The sequence below is a fragment of the Corynebacterium sp. UMB6689 genome (genome assembly GCF_030215295.1).
GTDB classification, from domain to species: domain Bacteria; phylum Actinomycetota; class Actinomycetes; order Mycobacteriales; family Mycobacteriaceae; genus Corynebacterium; species Corynebacterium aurimucosum.
In genome coordinates this window covers 60,974-78,334 of the sequence record NZ_JASOLS010000010.1, presented here as the reverse complement: position 1 = coordinate 78,334, position 17,361 = coordinate 60,974, and the positions used below count along the sequence as shown (strand labels likewise).

The window sequence follows — 17,361 nt, the reverse complement described above, 5'->3', positions numbered from 1 at the left end:
GCCAGTGTGCGGGAGGCGAAAACCGGGGACCGAGTGGTGTTTGTCACAAACTAGGTGAATCTTCGGTGAACGAGCAGGGAATATCACCCGTGTAGTTACCGCCGTGGCAATCGGTGAAGTGATGGGGTGTCAACATGTGGGGTCGGGGCGGGTTACATCCTGGGAATATCACCCTTGTAACTACTACATATAGTGCTAGTTGCGGGGTGCGAGCACAAAGTATAGTGTCGTTGATGTTGCTTGAGCGGCGGTTCTGCACCGCTGTTCAAAGCTTTAATATGGGGCTGCTAAGCGCCCTGCTGGTATCGAATTCAACAGTCACTCCGCGTGTAGTGCCGAAGGAAGCTGAAGGAACGTCACATGAGCATCACCCTCTACACCAAGCCCGCTTGCGTCCAGTGCAACGCCACCAAGAAGGCTCTTGACCGTGCTGGTCTCGACTATGAAACGGTGGATATCAGCCTGGATGATGATGCCCGTGACTACGTCATGGCTCTGGGCTACGTCCAGGCGCCGGTCGTTGAGGCTCACGGTGAGCACTGGTCCGGTTTCCGCCCTGACCGCATCAAGGCTCTCTCCGTTATGGCGGCGAGCGCCTAGGGAACAGTCATGTTGGTCGTGTATTTCTCTTCCGCTACGGAAAACACCCACCGCTTCGTCGAGAAGCTCGGCCTTCCCAGCGCCCGCATCCCGCTGCGTCTCAGCGATGAGCCCCTCACCGTGAATGAACCCTACGTCTTGATTTGTCCGACGTATGGGGGAGGGGCATCGATGAGCGGGCACAACACCCGGCCTGTTCCCAAGCAGGTCATTCGTTTTCTGAATGACGAACACAACCGCAGCTTCATCCGCGCTGTCGTAGCCGGAGGCAACAGCAACTTCGGCAGTGACTTTGGCAAGGCCGGCGACGTCATCGCCGCCAAGTGTAAGGTTCCTTATGTGTACCGCTTCGAGCTTCTCGGAACCGAGGAAGATGTCACAATTTGCCGTGAAGGCCTCTTGGCCAACGCGGCTGCTTTAGGTTTAGCCGCCTAAAGCCTCATTCCTATTATTTTGTCTCTCCATTTCGCCATAGCAAAGAAAGGCCCGTGAACGTCGTGACCACGCAATTGGGTAAGACCGTCGCTGAACCTGTGAAGCCAGAGGAGCAGCTGGATTACCATGCGCTCAACGCACTTCTGAACCTGTATGACGAGAACGGCAACATTCAGTTCGACAAGGACCGTGAGGCCGCGAACCAATTCTTCCTCCAGCATGTCAACCAGAACACCGTCTACTTCCATGATCTGGAAGAAAAGATGCGCTATCTGGTGGACAACAAATACTACGAGCCGGAACTGCTCGAGCAGTACGACTTTGATTTCATTAAGTCCCTGTTCAAGCGTGCCTACGCCTTCAAGTTCCGTTTTAAGACCTTCCTGGGTGCCTACAAGTACTACACCTCGTACACGCTGAAGACCTTCGACGGCCGCCGCTACCTCGAGCGCTTCGAAGACCGCGTGTCCATGACCGCACTCTTCTTGGCGGATGGTGACACCAAGGTGGCTGAGCACCTTGTAGATGAAATCATGACCGGCCGCTTCCAGCCGGCTACCCCGACCTTCCTCAACGCCGGCAAGGCTCAGCGTGGCGAGCTGGTGTCCTGCTTCCTGCTGCGTATCGAGGACAACATGGAGTCCATCGGCCGCTCCATTAACTCCGCTCTGCAGCTGTCTAAGCGCGGCGGCGGCGTGGCCCTGTTGCTGTCCAACATCCGTGAATCTGGCGCGCCCATCAAGCACATTGAGAACCAGTCTTCCGGCGTCATCCCCGTGATGAAGCTGTTGGAGGATTCCTTCTCCTACGCGAACCAGCTGGGTGCTCGCCAGGGCGCTGGTGCGGTTTACCTCAACGCGCACCACCCGGACATCATGAATTTCCTCGACACCAAGCGCGAGAATGCGGATGAGAAGATCCGCATTAAGACACTGTCGCTCGGCATCGTGATCCCGGATATCACCTTCGAGCTGGCGAAGAACAACGACGATATGTACCTGTTCAGCCCGTACGATGTCGAGCGCGTCTACGGCAAGGCCTTCGGCGATATTTCCGTTACTGAGCACTACGAAGAGATGGTCGAGGATCCGCGTATCCGCAAGAAGAAGATCAACGCTCGCCACTTCTTCCAGACCGTTGCGGAGCTGCAGTTCGAATCCGGTTACCCGTACATCATGTTCGAGGACACCGTGAACCGCGCGAACCCGGTCAAGACCGGTCGCATCAACATGTCGAACCTCTGCTCGGAGATTCTGCAGGTCAACTCCCCGTCGGAGCTCAACGAGGACCTCACCTACAAGACCTTGGGCAGCGATATTTCCTGCAACCTTGGCTCCCTGAACATTGCCGCCACCATGGATTCCCCGGACTTCGCGCTGACGGTGGAGACTGCTATCCGTGGTTTGACCGCGGTGTCGGATAAGACCGCCATCAACTCTGTTCCTTCCGTGCGCAAGGGCAACGATGATTCCCATGCCATTGGTCTGGGCCAGATGAACCTGCACGGTTACCTCGGCCGCGAGCACATTGAGTATGGCTCCGAGGAAGGCTTGGACTTCACCAACGCCTACTTCGCCGCCATCATGTACGCCGCGCTGCGCGCCTCCAACAAGCTGGCCCGCGAACGCGGCGAGTACTTCAGCGAGTTCCCCGAGTCTGACTACGCTAGTGGCGAGTTCTTCGACCGCTATGATCCGGCTGACTTTGCTCCCCGTACGGAGAAGGTCAAGGAGCTCTTCGCCAAGTCCTCGATCCACACCCCGTCGGCAGAGGAGTGGGCGCAGCTGAAGGCGGACGTCGCCAAGCACGGCATTTACAACCGCAACCTGCAGGCGGTGCCGCCGACCGGATCGATTTCCTACATCAATAACTCGACCTCTTCGATCCACCCGATTGCCTCTAAGATTGAGATTCGTAAGGAAGGCAAGATCGGCCGCGTCTACTACCCGGCGCCGCACATGGACAACGACAACCTGGAGTACTTCAAGGACTCCTACGAGATCGGCTACGAGAAGATCATCGACACCTACGCCGAGGCCACGAAGTACGTTGACCAAGGTCTGTCGCTGACGCTGTTCTTCAAGGACACCGCCACTACCCGCGATATCAACCGTGCTCAGATTTACGCTTGGCGCAAGGGTATTAAGACTCTCTACTACATCCGCCTGCGCCAGATGGCGCTGGAGGGAACCGAGGTTGAGGGCTGCGTTTCCTGCATGCTCTAGTCTTTATTCGCACGCGCCTCAATGAGAATGGCGCGTGCGATTTTTTCTGCCTCGGGGGAGTCACCGCGGTGGATTGCCTCCGCTAGATCGAGGTGGAGCTGTGCGGTGCCGGCCGTGGGGTTGCGCTTGCGGGAACCATAGAGGGAGCGCCCGCGCACCATGGATAGGAGATAGGGGCTTAGCGCAGTGAACATTTCATTGCCTGAGGCATGGAGAACCATGGCGTGGAAGCGCAGATCTGTGGCGAGGTGCTCGCCCACGCGCCGCGTTGGCGTGACCTGAAGGCGGTGGGCCAGGTCCAAAATCTCTTCCTTATCTTCTGGGGAAGCGTGCTGCGCGGCTAAGCCCGCGGCGACAGGCTCGATGGCGAGACGCAGATCATTAAGAGAGGTGCGCTGGCTATCGCGCGATTTCTCGGATCCTAAACGCCAAGAAATGATTGCGGGATCGTAGACCGCCCATTCACTGATGGGGAGCACTGTAATACCTACTCGGCGTGACGAGGAGACCATCCCTAGGTGCTCGAGCGCGCGCATGGCTTCGCGGGCTACGGTTCGGGAAATACCGAAACGCGCGCAGAGATCAGTGAGCGTAAATCGATCACCGGCTGCCAGCGTGCCGCTGACGATGTCCGTGCCCAAAGCGTCGAGCACGGTACTGAGGAGGGGAGCGGAGGAGTCAGTCATTCCATCGAAACTTGGGGTCATGAGAACAGGACTTAAGTATAAAACACGCTGGAATTTTGGCCCCTAATTTTAGCGGGTACGATGGCACCGAACCCCAAAATTACTAGCAAGACGAGGTGACGTGCGTGTCTCACGAGTACGACGATTACATCGCTAGCCACGAGGCTCCGGTGAAAGCAATTAACTGGAATACCATTCCGGATGAGAAGGACCTTGAGGTGTGGGATCGCCTGACCGGTAACTTCTGGCTCCCGGAGAAGGTTCCGGTGTCCAACGACATCCCGAGTTGGAAGACGCTGACGGAGAAGGAGCAGGAGACCACCATGCGCGTCTTCGCTGGCCTCACCCTGCTCGATACCATTCAGGGCACCGTGGGTGCGGTCTCGCTGCTTCCCGACGCCGTCACGCCCCACGAGGAGGCCGTGTACACCAACATCGCCTTTATGGAGTCCGTCCACGCGAAGTCCTACTCCAATATCTTTATGACGCTGGCGTCGACACCCATGATCAACGATGCCTTCCGCTGGTCTGAGGAGAATGAAAACCTCCAGCGCAAGGCTAAGATCGTCATGTCCTACTACGAGGGAGATAACCCGCTGAAGAAGAAGGTAGCGTCCGTGCTGCTGGAATCCTTCCTCTTTTACTCTGGTTTCTTCCTGCCGATGCACTTCTCGTCGCGAGCAAAGCTGACGAACACGGCCGACATCATCCGCCTCATTATTCGCGATGAGGCCGTTCACGGCTACTACATTGGCTACAAGTTTCAGCAGGGCTACAAGGAGCTTTCAGAGTCGGAGCAGGAAGAGTTGAAGGGCTACGCCTTTGACCTTCTCTATGATCTCTACGAGAATGAGATTGACTACACCGAGGACCTCTACGATGAGCTGGGCTGGACCGAGGATGTAAAGCGCTTCCTGCGCTACAACGCCAACAAGGCGCTGAACAACCTAGGCTTCGAGGGTCTCTTCCCCGCGGATGAAACCCGGGTGTCCCCAGCGATCTTGTCTTCGCTGTCTCCGAACGCCGATGAGAACCATGACTTCTTCTCTGGCTCCGGCTCTTCCTACGTAATTGGCAAGGCCGAGGAAACCACCGACGACGACTGGGACTTCTAAGCCCTCCCTGTCGGTACCGCGCACCTCCCGAGAGGATCAACCGAAAGTTTGATTCTTTCAGGGGGTGCGTTTTCGGGTTTTAGGGACCGTCGGGCCCGCCTAACTGTGTTCTAGATCACCGTGTGTTAAAGCCTGGTGCGGCGGGGCGGCCGCGTACAAGGGGTTATCCGCTCCAAACGGGGCTAGCGAGGGCAGTGGAAAATGACAGAGCGCTGGAAATTTGGCCCTGAGGTGGCCTAATATAATGCGAGTAAACCTAGGTGTTTGATCGCTGAGTGTGTGTCGCGTGAAAACGCGTGATGCCGATGTGGTTAAACGCTTGTTCTTCAGGAGGATTTTATGACCGCTGTGGCGCCACGGCTCGACGACTACGTCGCGCCTACACGTCCGGAGCCGACTGGTAACGCAAAGACCGGTTCCAAGGCTTGGACGTTGCTAACCACCACCGACCACAAGCAGCTGGGCATCATGTACATGATCATGTCCTTCAGCTTCTTCTTCCTCGGTGGCTTCATGGCTCTGCTTCTTCGTGCTGAGCTTTTCACCCCGGGACTGCAGTTCCTGTCCAACGAGCAGTTCAACCAGCTGTTCACCATGCACGGCACCGTCATGCTGCTGCTATTTGCGACACCTGTGGTGTGGGCATTCGGTAACTATGTTCTGCCCCTGCAGATTGGCGCACCGGATGTGGCTTTCCCGCGTCTGAACGCTTTCGGTTTCTGGATTACCCTGACCGGCGGCATCGTGATGCTCGCGGGCTTCTTGACCCCGGGCGGTGCTGCTGACTTCGGCTGGACCATGTACATGCCGCTGGCGGACTCGGTTCACACCCCGGGCATCGGCGCTGACATGTGGATTGTTGGTGTGGGTGCTACCGGTGTCGGTACCATTGCTTCCGCCATCAACATGATCACCACGGTTCTCACCCTGCGTGCGCCAGGCATGACCATGTTCCGTCTGCCGGTCTTCACCTGGGCTGTCTTCACCGCTTCCATCATCGTGCTGATGATCTTCCCGCTGCTGACCGCCGCAGCGCTGGGCGTTCTCTATGACCGCAAGCTGGGTGGCCACATCTTCGATTCCGCCAACGGTGGCGGCATCCTGTGGCAGCACCTCTTCTGGTTCTTCGGCCACCCGGAGGTTTACGTCCTGGCACTGCCGTTCTTCGGCATCATCTCCGAGATTGTTCCGGTCTTCTCCCGTAAGCCGGTCTTCGGCTACATTGGCCTCGTCTTCGCTCTGCTGGCCATCGGTGCACTGTCCATGGCTGTGTGGGCTCACCACATGTTCGTGACCGGCGCCGTCCTGCTGCCGTTCTTCTCCTTCATGACCTTCCTCATTGCGGTTCCGACCGGCGTGAAGTTCTTCAACTGGGTCGGCACGATGTGGAAGGGTCATATCACCTGGGATACCCCAATGATCTTCGCCATGGGCTTCCTGACTACCTTCCTCTTCGGTGGTATGACCGGTATTATGCTGGCCTCTCCGGCGCTGGACTTCCACCTTGCTGAGTCCTACTTCCTGATTGCTCACTTCCACTACACCCTCTTCGGTACCGTGGTCTTCTCCGCCTTCGGTGGTCTGTACTTCTGGTTCCCGAAGATGACCGGCCGCATGCTGGATGAGCGTCTGGGCAAGATTCACTTCTGGCTGACCTTCATTGGCTTCCACGGCACCTTCCTGGTTCAGCACTGGGTGGGCAACATGGGTATGCCGCGTCGTTACGCTGACTACCTGGAGTCTGATGGCTTCACGGTCTTCAACCAGATTTCCACCATCTTCTCCTTCGTTCTCGGCGCATCGGTTATCCCGCTGGTGTGGAACGTCTTCAAGTCCTGGCGCTACGGTGAGATCGTCACCGTGGACGATCCGTGGGGTTACGGCAACTCCCTCGAGTGGGCTACCTCCTGCCCGCCGCCGCGCCACAACTTCGTATCCCTGCCGCGCATCCGTTCCGAGCGTCCGGCCTTCGAGCTGCACTACCCGCACATGGTCAAGCGCATGCGCGAGGAAGCACACGTCGGGCACTAAGCACTCACTAGCTGAGTACTCCTGAAAACGCCGCCTCCCCATCACCGCGATGGGGAGGCGGCGTTTGCCGTAGGTGGAGATTCCAAGATCGCGGTGTGCGATAATGAGGCCCGTGGATAATCAAAGTGAACAAGTCTTCGCCGTTGTCACCGCCTCTGGCCCCGACAAGCCCGGCGTATCGGCCGCCTTCTTCCGAGTCCTGAGCTCCCACAACGTCGAGCTCGTCGACGCCGAACAGGCTATCTTTTCCGGCCGTATCTCCCTTTCTGCGTATATCAGGGTGCAGGCCTCCCGCCTCGAAGCGCTCGAGCAGGGCCTACGCAACACGTTGAGCATTTATGCCCAATCCATCAACGTGGATCTTCGGGAAGAGGAGGCAACCTCACGGCCGCGCTCCACGCACGTCGTCGTGGTGCTAGGACGCCAGCTCAACGCCAGCCACATGTCGGCGATTGCCAAGGAGCTGGCCAACCTGAACGTCAACATCGACCGCATCCGCGGTCTTTCTACCTACCCGCTCAACGGTCTCGAGCTCTACATCACCATTGAGGGAGCTTCCGACCCAGTCCGCGCAATGCTGGCCCGCTTGGCCACGGAGCAGGGCGTCGACATCGCCATTGAGCGCTCCGGCCTGCAACGCCGCTCAAAGCGGCTTATTTGCTTTGACTGCGATTCCACCCTCATCACCGGCGAGGTTATCGAGATGTTGGCCGCCCACGCTGGCAAGGAGGCAGAGGTTGCCGCGGTGACGGAGCGCGCTATGCGCGGTGAGCTGGACTTCGAAGAGTCTCTCCGCGAGCGCGTCGCCGCCTTGGCCGGGTTGCCGGAGACGGTGATTAAGGAAACCGCCAACGATATTCGTCTGACTCCAGGCGTGCGCACCACCATCCGCACGCTCAAGCGCATGGGCTACCGCGTTGCGGTGGTGTCTGGCGGCTTCATTCAGGTCCTCGAGGATCTAGCTAAAGAGCTCGACCTCGACTACGTGCGCGCCAACACCCTGGAGATCGAGGACGGCAAGCTCACCGGCCGGGTCATCGGGGACGTCGTGGACCGCAAGGCCAAGGAGATGTTCCTGCGCGAATTTGCTGCGGATTCGGGCCTGAGCATGCGGCAGACCGTGGCGGTTGGTGACGGTGCCAACGATATCGACATGATCTCCGCTGCCGGCTTGGGCATCGCCTTCAACGCCAAACCCGCGCTGCGAGAGGTTGCGGATACCTCGGTCAACCATCCGTACATGGATGAAATCCTGCAAATCCTGGGCATTCCCATGGAGGAAGTCGCCAGTGAATAACCTCCGCGAGGCCCACCGTCGCCTCGTGGCCGCGTGCAGCGAGCGCAGCTGGCGGGAGGATCCCGAGGACCCCGACAAGCCCGAGACCATCCAGGCGATGCAGATAGCGCTCAACCTGCCCAAGCAAGACACGCCCACGCGCACGGAGGTGCTGGAGGCAGCGGCGCGGGGTGTGGTCAAGCTCTGCCTCGACGATCGGGCCGGGCAGGATGGGGCCTTCGCCGAGGCCTTGGGGCAGTGGTACGGCCACCGCATCCGCAAGGTGGCCCGCCGCGCGCGCAACAAGGCGTGGCGCGATGTACAGGCTCTGCCTGGGGTCACTGTCAATGACCGCGCGCGTGTCTTCGTCCCCTCGGCGGTACAGGATGTGCACCCGCTCGTCGCCAAGCTGCAGATCGGCCATACTGATCTCCCGCAGGATGAGCCGGGCCCCGCGCTTGCCGACGACCCCGTGATCTACATCGACTCATCCCTTGCCATGAGCGCCGGAAAGGCTGCGGCGCAAGTGGGGCATGGTTCAATGCTGCTGGCTGCGGCAATGAGCTTCAAGGAAGTAGAGGACTGGGCAGCGCGGGACTTTTCGCTTTCCGTGCGCGAACTCGGCACTGCGGACTTTGCAGCGGCATGCGCTCGCCCCGGTGCTGTTGTGGTGCACGACGCCGGCTTCACCGAAGTTGCCCCAGACTCAGCTACGGTCTGCGCGCTGCGCCGCCCCTAACGGGCTTCGACTAGGCGCTGGAGAGCCCCGCGCACGACGTGCGGGTCGCTCGTGGGCCACATCTGTGGCATCGAGGCCCTCAAGTAGGAGCCATAGCGCTTGGTTACTAAGCGGTTATCCAGTACTGCGACGACGCCGCGGTCGTTAGCAGAGCGCAGCAAACGGCCCGCGCCTTGGGCCATAAGCAATGCAGCATGCGTGGCGGAGACTTCCATGAAGCCGTTGCGCCCGGCGGCCTTCGCGGCCTCGGTGCGAGCCTGCATGATGGGGTTATCCGGGCGGGGGAAGGGAATGCGGTCGATGAGGACCAGGGAACAAGCAGGACCCGGTACGTCGACGCCCTGCCAAAGGGTTAGCGTGCCGAAAAGACAGGAGTTTTCGTTCTTCGTGAACTTGTCCACGAGAGCGCCGATGGAGTCCTCGCCCTGGAGGTAGATATCGAAGGGGAGCGTGGGCTTGAGTTCCTCGGCTGCCTGCTGCGCGGCTCGCCGCGAGGAGAAGAGCCCGAGCGTGCGCCCGCCCGCAGCCATGATGAGCTCGCGGATCTCCTTGAGCGTCTCGGGGCCGAGGCCGTCACGGCCCGGCTGCGGTAGGTGCGACGCGGTATATAAGATGCCACTGCGCGCGGGGTCGAAAGGATAACCCACATCAAGGCTGTCCCACGTGCCCTTCGGCAGGCCCCATTGTGCGGCCATGGCGTCGAAGCGCCCGCCCAATGCCAGGGTGGCGGAGGTCAGCACCACGGTTTGTTCGCCGAAGAGCTTTTCGTGCAGCATCCCGGCGATGGAGAGCGGGGCCACGGCGAGGGTGTCGTTCAGCGTGCGCTCATCGCGCTCCAGCCAGACTACGTCGGCATGCGCGGCGGGGTCACCGGTAGCGAAAACGTCAAGGATGCGAGCGATGGCTTCGACGAGGCTAGCGAGGTGATTGGCCAGGTTCTGGCGCTCCGCAGATTTTTCCGGGTCTTGGGACTGCTCGCCCTCGGGGGCGCGGGCGATGGTCTCGCGGCAGTCGGCCAACGTGTCCGCCAAACCCATGAGCTGCTGCTTGGCTTCCTCTGGCAAGTCGGTCCAGCGTCCTGGCGCGAACTCTCCGAGGAGTTGACTCAGCTCGTTGGCCTGCTCAGCGAGGCGTTGGTCCTTACCGTTGGCGCCGAGAGACTTGGCGCGGCTGGCCGCCATCTTCAGCGCGCGCCCGGTGATTTCGGCGGTAGAAACCGAGGTGATGCGGCCATCTAGCTCGTGGGCCTCATCGATGATGACGACATCGTGTTCCGGCAGGATATTGATGTCTGCTACTGCGTCAATGGCGAGCAGCGCGTGGTTGGTGACCACGATATCGACGTCCGCCGCGCGGCGTCGCGCGAGTTCCGCGAAGCAGTCCTCGCCGTGCGGGCAGCGTGTGGCGCCGAGGCATTCGTTCGAGGTGACGGAGACTTGCCGCCACGCGAGGTCGGGCACGCCCGGTTCCAAATCCTCACGGTCACCCGTCTCGGTGTCTTCCGCCCATTCATAGACACGTTGGACGTGGCGGCCGAGGTGGGAGACCGAGTCTTCGTCGAGTAGCGCGTCCTCATCCTCCAGTTCGGCGGCGCGGGACACCTTGTTGAGGCAGACGTAGTTGGAGCGGCCCTTCATGATGGCGAAGGTGGGCTTCTTCTCCAGGTGCGGCTCGAGGGCCTCGGCCAGACGCGGAAGGTCCCGCTCCACGAGCTGCCGCTGCAGCGCCAGCGTGGCGGTGGAGACGATCACCGTGTGTCCGGTTCCTTGCGCGTGGCGGAAGGCGGGCACGAGGTAAGCCAGGGACTTACCCGTACCAGTTCCTGCCTGCACAGCGAGGTGGCGTTCCTTTTCTAACGCGGTGGTTACGGCCTCCGCCATGCGCACCTGGCCGGCACGCCGCGCGCCGCCGAGGGAAGAGACTGCGGCGTCGAGAAGGTCAACCGTTGTGTCGTGCATGTCAGGCAGTGTAGTCGGTCGCCTTCGCCGTGCTTCTTAAGAGCCGAAGCCAACGAAGCGGGTGGGAACCGCAGGCTCGTCGCGGGTGAGCGCTAAGCCTTCCCATGGCAGGGTGGTGATGGCCTGAGCCAGATACTCGCGGGATTCCTCGAGGGTAGGCAGGTTGTCGAGGATTTCGCCGTCGCGCATGAGCGGTACCGTCATCTCGCGGGTGCGAAGCGTGCCCGTGTCTGGGTCCTCGGCGGAGAAGGGGAGCACGAGCTCCTCGACGGCCACCCCCGAGGAACGGTAGGTGCGCAGAGAGCGCTTAGCCCCACCCTGCGATTTCTTCGAGGAGGAGCGCTTGGCTACTGGGTGGCCATCAACCTCGACGACCTTGTACACCATGCTGGCGGTTGGCGCGCCCGAGCCAGTAACCACTGAGGTACCCACGCCATAGACATCGACGGGGTCGCCGCGCAGGCCGGCGATGGCAAACTCATCGAGGTCGGAGGAGACCACGATTTTGGTGTTGTGGTTGCCCAAGTCATCGAGCTGCTTGCGCACGCGATGGGTGACCGCGGCCAAATCACCAGAGTCGATGCGCACGCCGCCCAACTCGGGGCCGGCGACGCGCACGGCGGTTTCTACGCCTTTGGTGATGTCATAGGTATCCACCAGCAGGGTGGTATCGACACCAAGGGTCTCGATCTGCCCGCGGAAGGCCGCCTCCTCATTGGGGGTGCCGTCCTCGTTGACATGCGCCAGCGTCCACGCATGCGCCGCAGTGCCGGAGACCGGGATGTCGTAGCGGTAGCCGGCTTCCAGGTTGGAGGTGGCCTGGAAACCTGCCAGGTAGGCGGCGCGGGCAGCGGTCACGGCAGCGTATTCGTGCGTGCGGCGCGAACCCATCTCGATGATGGGGCGGCCATCTGCAGCCACCACCATGCGTGAGGCCGCAGAAGCCACTGCGGAATCGGAATTCATGATGGACAGAATCACCGTTTCCAGAATCAGGCATTCACCAAAGGTCCCGCGCACGGTCAACAGGGGCGAATTGGGGAAGTAGAGCTCGCCTTCGCGGTAGCCATCGATGTGTCCAGAGAAGCGGTAATTGGCCAGGTATTCCTTGGTTTCTGCATCAAGGAAGTCCATCTCTGCCAGTTGTTGGGCGGTAAAGCGGAAGTCCCGGACTGCGCGAAGTACGCGTTCGGTGCCGGCCACGACACCATAGCGCCGCTCGTTGGGGAGGCGGCGGGCAAATACCTCGCAGGCCACTTGGCGGTGCGCGGAGCCATCGCGCAACGCTGCCTCCAACATGGTCAGCTCGTATTTATCCGTAAGGAGAGCCGTAGAACGATCGCTAGGTCCGAACCCAGAATCCTGGGTGTTGTCTGAGATAGTAGTCACATCGAAGATGCTACTCAGACAGCTCTGAAAAATCAGCTCTTCTATTCCTCAAGCTGAATGACAACGTAGACCTCGCCGTCGTTATAAGCCACTCCAACGGCCGCGGTGGTCATCCGGCGATCTCGCAGGGCAGCCATATTGTCGGGTGACTTACGGATGTCTTCCACAAAATGGTAGCCGCTAGCCGTCTCTAAGGGCAGGTGGTGCTGGACCATCTGCACATTTTCTTCCGTCAGATCCTGCTCGTGGGTCATCGCGTTGCACTCCGCCTTTTCGCGGGCTGCGGTTTGGCGGTTGATACCGGGCACCAGCGGGGCCTGGCCGTCTTCCTTGCGCCACCTGTTGAGCGCCACCATCAGATCCTCTTGGATGGTGGCGAGCTGGCGTTGGACGGGAACGTCGGGAAGCTCGTAATCACAGGCTGCTGGCGCGGGAGTTTCTGGCTCCTGCGAGCTGCCGTCCTCGGACGGAGTGGTCAGACTGATGACGGCAGTTGTGAGCGTGCCGCCGAGGACGAGCACGGTGAGGATGCGCTGCAGGAGGAGCACGACATCCTCCTTCGCCGGTTGGCGTCCCGCGAGAATGTCAGTAACGGCTGGGGGAAGGGTAAAAGAATTCATCGGTGCCACCTGGAAACGACAATCAGGTCAAAAGCTGATGACAGTATAACCGCTCGCTACCGGAAAAAATTTGGCTAGGGTAGAGGACATGAAAGCGCACAAAGAAACGTCCGCGGGCGTGGTTATGAGTTCGCCCATGGCCACCCCGGAGCTGGATGAAGCGATTGAGGTCGACGTCGCCACGAGCGAAAACCTGCCGTGGATGTGCATTGTTTGGGATGACCCAGTCAACCTAATGAGCTATGTTTCCTACGTGTTCCAGACTGTGCTGGGCTATGACAAAAAGCGCGCCAACGAGCTGATGATGCAGGTCCATACCGAAGGAAAGGCAGCGGTCTCCTCAGGTGAGCGTGACAAAGTCGAAGCCGATGTGAAGAAACTGCAAGTCGCCGGCCTGTGGGCCACGATGCAGCAGGCAGGATAAGAGTATGCAGGCTTGGAAAAAGAAAAAGTCCTTCATGCGTGGCGCGAAATACACGACTGTTTTCGAGCCCATGGAGCGCGAAGTTTTAGGTGATCTCACCGCAACCGTCTCCGAGGCCATCATTGCCCGCGCACAATCGGCCCCCAAGGATGAGCTGGCGGACATGCTCGACATGCCCACCGGCCACACCGAAGCACCGGAGGATCCATCGCTGGCCCGCCTTTTCCCCGACTTCAAGAAGGCAGGGGATGAAGAGTTCGACGGCGATAATTCACTGCTGCGTTCGCTGCACGAGAATGACATCGCGCGCGCCAAGCTGGAAAACCTCCAAGTGATTAACACCGCGCTGGGGCCCACCGGCGGGGTAGAGGTGGCTATCAGCGAGGAAGAAGCACATGCCTTCCTCGCAGGGCTCAATGACCTTCGCCTCTTCATCGCCGCCGGGGACGTGCCGCAGGATACCCCTGGAGCGGACCGCGATACGCTCGTGGAATGGCTGGCGTTCTGTCAGGATTCGCTGCTCAACGTCATCATGGATTAGCACCGTGCAGACTCTCCCCGACATGGGCTTTTCTGTCGGTCACGTCACGCGTGAGGACACCGGCGTCACCGTCGTTTACTGCGGTGAACAAGGAGCCGTGGCTGGCGTCGATGTGCGCGGCGGAGGCCCCGGCACCCGCGAGACGGATCTGCTGGAGCCGCATAACACGGTTGAGCGCGTTCATGCTCTTGTCCTTGCAGGCGGTTCGGCCTTTGGGCTGGCAGCAGCGGATGGTGTCATGCGCGGGCTTGAGGAAGCGGGAATTGGTTTCCCCGTCTTTGGGGAGGAGATCCCCGGCCCCCGCGTGCCCATCGTGCCAGGCGCGGTCATTTTTGATCTGCTCGCCGGCCCACAGCGCCCCACGGCGGCAGATGGTCAGGCGGCTCTACGCGCCGCGTTGGCAGGGCACGACGCTACGAGCGGCAGCGTGGGCGCAGGCACCGGCGCCTGCGCAGGCAAGATCAGAGGTGGGGTGGGGTCCGTGCTTATCGATGTCTCCCCGTTCACCGTCGCCGCGGTTGTTGTAGCCAACCCGGTGGGGCAGGTGATTGATGCTGAGACTGGGCGTTTGTTTGGCGCACCGGACGCGCCGGCCGTCGACGCTAAGCGGTTTGCCGCGGCCCGCAGCCTGGCTGAATCTTTCGCAGAGGCTTCTCAACTAAACACCACCATTGGCGCGGTGTTGACCGACGCCCCGTTAACCAAGGCCCAAGTAAAACGTCTTGCTTTAGCGGGCCACGACGGCATTGCCCGGGCGGTTCGCCCGGCGCATTCCCCACTGGATGGGGATACGCTTTTTGCCGCCGCCTCCGGAACACAACCTGCAGAGCAGGGGATCGGCGCTGCGGAGTTGGCGTCGTTAAGCGCCGCCGCTGCCGACGCAGTGGAGGCAGCCATCGTCGATGCCGTGGTGAGCGCAACCCCGGGGCTGGGTTTGGAGGCGTATTCCTCGCTGCGCGCTTGCTAAAGTTGGAGTCATTATGACGACGAGTGGACCTTTTGGCCAGCAGCATTCGCATGGGCCCAACCCCTTCCGGCCCCGCCCGGCAGCCCCCGGGGCGGGGCAGCAGCCTGTTCTCAACACGGGGGATTCGAAGAATTACACTCGGGCTGGACGCTTGAAGACGGCAGCGTCTTTAACGGTGGGATTCCTAGTCGTTGAGTGGGTTATCCACATCATCAACTTCCTGTTTTTTGGCAGCGAGCTGGGTCAATACGGCATACGCCCACTGGATTTTAATGGCATCTGGGGGATTTTCACCGCTCCGCTACTCCACGCGAACTTTGAGCACCTCATCGGAAATTCACTGCCCGGTGCCGTCTTTTGCTTCCTGATCGGCCTCTCAGGCCGCAAGGCATGGTGGGAAGTTACCATCATCGTGGTACTCATCGCTGGCATCGGCACCTGGCTGTTGGGCGGGCCGGGGACCTCGCATATTGGTGCCTCGGGCATGGTGTATGGCTGGCTGGCCTACCTCATCGTTCGGGGAATCTTCAACCGTTCCCTGGGTCAATTTCTCGTCGGCGTGGGGTTGGGCTTTGCCTATTCCGGTCTCATCTGGGGCGTGTTGCCTATCTATGAAGGAGTCAGCTGGCAGGGGCACCTTTTCGGTGCCATCGGTGGCATCGTCGCGGGAATGGTGATCACCTCCGATGACCCGATTAAAAAGGTTAAGCCCGCGCCCGAAGGAGTAACGCGCTAATGCCTGATGCAACATCTCCCATCGGGATTTTTGACTCGGGCGTGGGTGGCTTGACCGTTGCGCGCACCATCATCGAGCAGCTTCCCGACGAATCCATTATCTACATCGGCGATACCGCCCATGCGCCCTATGGCCCGCGCTCCATCGCCCAAGTGCGTGAGCTGTCCACCGCGATTGCCGATGAGCTCGTGGAGCGCGGCTGCAAGATGCTGGTGATTGCCTGCAACACCGCGACGGCCGCCTTTTTGCACGACGCCCGGGAGCGCTATGACATTCCGGTCGTGGAGGTTATCCGTCCGGCTGTACGCCGTGCCATCGCCACCACCCGCAACGGAAAAATTGGCGTGATCGGCACGGAGGGCACCATCAATTCAGGTGCTTATCAAGATCTTTTTGCCGTCAATCCGAATGTTGAGTGCACAGCCGTGGCTTGCCCGGACTTCGTGAGTTTCGTTGAGCGCGGCATTACCGCCGGGCGTCAGATTCTTGGTGTGGCCGAGGGCTACCTCGCGCCGCTGCAGTCGGCGGGCGTCGATACGCTCGTTCTTGGCTGCACGCACTACCCGCTGCTCACGGGCGTCATCCAGCTCGCCATCGGAGATAACGTCACGTTGGTGTCTTCGGCGGAGGAGACTACGAAGGATGTCCTACGTACCCTCACAACCACGGACATGCTCGCCCCAGCGGGACAGGTGCCCACCCGCAGTTTCGAGTGCACCGGTGATCACGCGGCCTTCGAGCTCTTAGCCACGCGTTTCTTGGGACCCAAGATTTAGTCCTGGTGAAGATGTACAATCGACCCAAATCCCGCATCCCCCGTTGTTTCGTGGAACTATTGAACGCATGAAGCTGACCATCCTAGGCTGTTCCGGCTCGGTGCCCACCGTGGGTAATCCGGCCTCTGGCTATCTCTTGTCTTTCCCCTCTGCTCCGTCCATCATCATGGACTTGGGCCCGGGTACGCTTGCACGCCTGCAGGAACTCCAGGATCCTTGCGATGCACACGTGGCATTAACTCATCTTCATGCCGATCACTGCTTGGACTTTCCGTCTTTGATGGTGTGGCGGCGCTTCCACCCCACAGCACCCGCGGCGTCTCGCAATTTCTGCCTCGGGCCCAGTACTACCGAAACCCACCTGGGCCGCTTGTCCTCTGATGCTCCGGACGGGGTGGATGACATGAGCGATACGTTTGCGTTCAGCCCCTGGGTGGACCGCGAGCGCCAGCTTGTTGACGATGTCTATATCACCCCCTTCCGCACAGTTCACCCGGTCGAGACATACGCCTTGCGGGTCGAACACACTAAAACCGGTGCAACCTTGTGCTATTCAGCTGATTCGGCTTATACGCCCGCGCTCGTCGAGGCTGCCCAGGGCGTGGATGTTTTCCTCTGTGAGGCCGCATGGGGCGAGACCTCGGAGGACAAGGCCCCGGATATGCATATGTCGGGGGCAGAAGCCGGGCGCTTGGCGCGTGAGGCAGGCGTGAAGAAGTTGGTGCTCGTTCACCTGCAGCCGTGGGGTGATGCTGCGGCAACCTATGAAGCAGCGGCCCGTGAGTTCGACGGTGAGATCGTCGTCGGTGCCGCCGGTATGGAGCTCGACTTTTAGCACGCGCG

At 60.4% G+C, this 17,361-nt stretch carries 17 protein-coding genes; 13 read left to right on the top strand and 4 right to left on the bottom strand.

Going from position 1 to position 17,361, the window contains the following annotated elements:
- Window positions 1-360: 360 nt before the first annotated feature.
- From nrdH to nrdE, 3 genes are all read left to right on the top strand, one after another.
- Complete coding sequence (gene nrdH / locus QP363_RS07325) at window positions 361-600, top strand: glutaredoxin-like protein NrdH (RefSeq protein ID WP_070443347.1); 240 nt, start codon at window positions 361-363, stop codon at window positions 598-600.
- A gap of 9 nt (window positions 601-609) precedes the next feature.
- Window positions 610-1,035 (top strand): class Ib ribonucleoside-diphosphate reductase assembly flavoprotein NrdI, encoded by a 426-nt coding sequence (nrdI, locus tag QP363_RS07320; protein WP_070443350.1) that lies wholly within the window; start codon window positions 610-612, stop codon window positions 1,033-1,035.
- A 62-nt stretch (window positions 1,036-1,097) separates the two neighbouring features.
- The gene (nrdE, locus tag QP363_RS07315; protein WP_284763768.1) at window positions 1,098-3,260 is read left to right on the top strand and encodes a class 1b ribonucleoside-diphosphate reductase subunit alpha; all 2,163 of its coding nucleotides are present in this window, start codon (window positions 1,098-1,100) and stop codon (window positions 3,258-3,260) included.
- Here nrdE and QP363_RS07310 read toward each other — a convergent pair.
- Entirely contained in the window at window positions 3,257-3,967 is a 711-nt protein-coding gene (locus QP363_RS07310; RefSeq protein ID WP_070645902.1) for a FadR/GntR family transcriptional regulator, read from the bottom strand. The two genes, nrdE and QP363_RS07310, sit on opposite strands and share 4 nt — an antisense overlap.
- Before the next feature lie 104 nt (window positions 3,968-4,071).
- On the opposite strand from QP363_RS07310, the gene nrdF reads away from it, so the two are divergent.
- The 4 genes from nrdF (at window position 4,072) to QP363_RS07290 (ending at window position 9,107) form a co-directional block, all read left to right on the top strand.
- A complete protein-coding gene (nrdF, locus tag QP363_RS07305; protein ID WP_284763715.1) occupies window positions 4,072-5,061 on the top strand; it encodes a class 1b ribonucleoside-diphosphate reductase subunit beta in 990 nt (329 codons plus the stop codon).
- A gap of 339 nt (window positions 5,062-5,400) precedes the next feature.
- Window positions 5,401-7,092 carry a cytochrome c oxidase subunit I gene (gene ctaD / locus QP363_RS07300; RefSeq protein ID WP_284763713.1) on the top strand — a complete coding sequence of 564 codons (1,692 nt, stop codon included), beginning with the start codon at window positions 5,401-5,403 and terminating at the stop codon, window positions 7,090-7,092.
- A gap of 103 nt (window positions 7,093-7,195) precedes the next feature.
- Complete coding sequence (gene serB / locus QP363_RS07295) at window positions 7,196-8,389, top strand: phosphoserine phosphatase SerB (protein ID WP_070645906.1); 1,194 nt, start codon at window positions 7,196-7,198, stop codon at window positions 8,387-8,389.
- The gene (locus QP363_RS07290; protein ID WP_284763711.1) at window positions 8,382-9,107 is read left to right on the top strand and encodes a peptidyl-tRNA hydrolase; all 726 of its coding nucleotides are present in this window, start codon (window positions 8,382-8,384) and stop codon (window positions 9,105-9,107) included. Before serB ends, QP363_RS07290 begins: the two co-directional genes overlap by 8 nt.
- On the opposite strand, the gene QP363_RS07285 is transcribed toward QP363_RS07290, so the two are convergent.
- Genes QP363_RS07285 through QP363_RS07275 form a run of 3 tightly spaced genes read right to left on the bottom strand, consistent with a single transcriptional unit; the run spans window position 9,104 to window position 13,074 of the window.
- Window positions 9,104-11,065 (bottom strand): ATP-dependent DNA helicase, encoded by a 1,962-nt coding sequence (locus QP363_RS07285; RefSeq protein WP_284763710.1) that lies wholly within the window; start codon window positions 11,063-11,065, stop codon window positions 9,104-9,106. The two genes, QP363_RS07290 and QP363_RS07285, sit on opposite strands and share 4 nt — an antisense overlap.
- A 36-nt stretch (window positions 11,066-11,101) precedes the next feature.
- Complete coding sequence (locus QP363_RS07280; RefSeq protein WP_284763709.1) at window positions 11,102-12,454, bottom strand: nicotinate phosphoribosyltransferase; 1,353 nt, start codon at window positions 12,452-12,454, stop codon at window positions 11,102-11,104.
- Between the two features lie 41 nt (window positions 12,455-12,495).
- Window positions 12,496-13,074: a hypothetical protein gene (locus tag QP363_RS07275; protein ID WP_070443366.1), complete on the bottom strand. Its 579-nt coding sequence runs from the start codon at window positions 13,072-13,074 to the stop codon at window positions 12,496-12,498.
- Window positions 13,075-13,162: 88 nt separating this feature from the next.
- Here QP363_RS07275 and clpS point away from each other — a divergent pair, with 88 nt between their 5' ends.
- From clpS to QP363_RS07245, 6 genes are all read left to right on the top strand, one after another.
- Complete coding sequence (clpS, locus tag QP363_RS07270) at window positions 13,163-13,498, top strand: ATP-dependent Clp protease adapter ClpS (RefSeq protein WP_012715272.1); 336 nt, start codon at window positions 13,163-13,165, stop codon at window positions 13,496-13,498.
- A 4-nt stretch (window positions 13,499-13,502) separates the two neighbouring features.
- On the top strand, window positions 13,503-14,039 hold the full coding sequence (locus tag QP363_RS07265) for a DUF2017 domain-containing protein (RefSeq protein WP_070443368.1): 537 nt from the start codon (window positions 13,503-13,505) through the stop codon (window positions 14,037-14,039).
- Window positions 14,040-14,061: 22 nt separating this feature from the next.
- On the top strand, window positions 14,062-15,006 hold the full coding sequence (locus QP363_RS07260; RefSeq protein WP_284763766.1) for a P1 family peptidase: 945 nt from the start codon (window positions 14,062-14,064) through the stop codon (window positions 15,004-15,006).
- Between the two features lie 13 nt (window positions 15,007-15,019).
- Entirely contained in the window at window positions 15,020-15,742 is a 723-nt protein-coding gene (locus QP363_RS07255; RefSeq protein ID WP_083276394.1) for a rhomboid family intramembrane serine protease, read from the top strand.
- Entirely contained in the window at window positions 15,742-16,518 is a 777-nt protein-coding gene (gene murI / locus QP363_RS07250) for a glutamate racemase (RefSeq protein ID WP_284763702.1), read from the top strand. The genes QP363_RS07255 and murI overlap by 1 nt, the downstream gene beginning before the upstream one ends.
- Before the next feature lie 67 nt (window positions 16,519-16,585).
- Window positions 16,586-17,353, top strand: a complete 768-nt coding sequence (locus QP363_RS07245) for an MBL fold metallo-hydrolase (protein ID WP_070443376.1) — start codon at window positions 16,586-16,588, stop codon at window positions 17,351-17,353.
- Window positions 17,354-17,361: the final 8 nt, after the last annotated feature.

Excerpts from the sequence above, each read along its gene's own strand:
- nrdH (WP_070443347.1), top strand. The coding sequence starts at position 361 with ATGAGCATCACCCTCTACACCAAGCCCGCTTGCGTCCAGTGCAACGCC.
- nrdI (WP_070443350.1), top strand. The coding sequence starts at position 610 with ATGTTGGTCGTGTATTTCTCTTCCGCTACGGAAAACACCCACCGCTTC.
- QP363_RS07310 (WP_070645902.1), bottom strand. The coding sequence starts at position 3,967 with ATGACCCCAAGTTTCGATGGAATGACTGACTCCTCCGCTCCCCTCCTC.
- ctaD (WP_284763713.1), top strand. The coding sequence starts at position 5,401 with ATGACCGCTGTGGCGCCACGGCTCGACGACTACGTCGCGCCTACACGT.
- serB (WP_070645906.1), top strand. The coding sequence starts at position 7,196 with ATGAGGCCCGTGGATAATCAAAGTGAACAAGTCTTCGCCGTTGTCACC.
- QP363_RS07285 (WP_284763710.1), bottom strand. The coding sequence starts at position 11,065 with ATGCACGACACAACGGTTGACCTTCTCGACGCCGCAGTCTCTTCCCTC.
- QP363_RS07275 (WP_070443366.1), bottom strand. The coding sequence starts at position 13,074 with ATGAATTCTTTTACCCTTCCCCCAGCCGTTACTGACATTCTCGCGGGA.
- clpS (WP_012715272.1), top strand. The coding sequence starts at position 13,163 with ATGAAAGCGCACAAAGAAACGTCCGCGGGCGTGGTTATGAGTTCGCCC.
- QP363_RS07265 (WP_070443368.1), top strand. The coding sequence starts at position 13,503 with ATGCAGGCTTGGAAAAAGAAAAAGTCCTTCATGCGTGGCGCGAAATAC.
- QP363_RS07260 (WP_284763766.1), top strand. The coding sequence starts at position 14,062 with ATGGGCTTTTCTGTCGGTCACGTCACGCGTGAGGACACCGGCGTCACC.
- QP363_RS07255 (WP_083276394.1), top strand. The coding sequence starts at position 15,020 with ATGACGACGAGTGGACCTTTTGGCCAGCAGCATTCGCATGGGCCCAAC.
- murI (WP_284763702.1), top strand. The coding sequence starts at position 15,742 with ATGCCTGATGCAACATCTCCCATCGGGATTTTTGACTCGGGCGTGGGT.
- QP363_RS07245 (WP_070443376.1), top strand. The coding sequence starts at position 16,586 with ATGAAGCTGACCATCCTAGGCTGTTCCGGCTCGGTGCCCACCGTGGGT.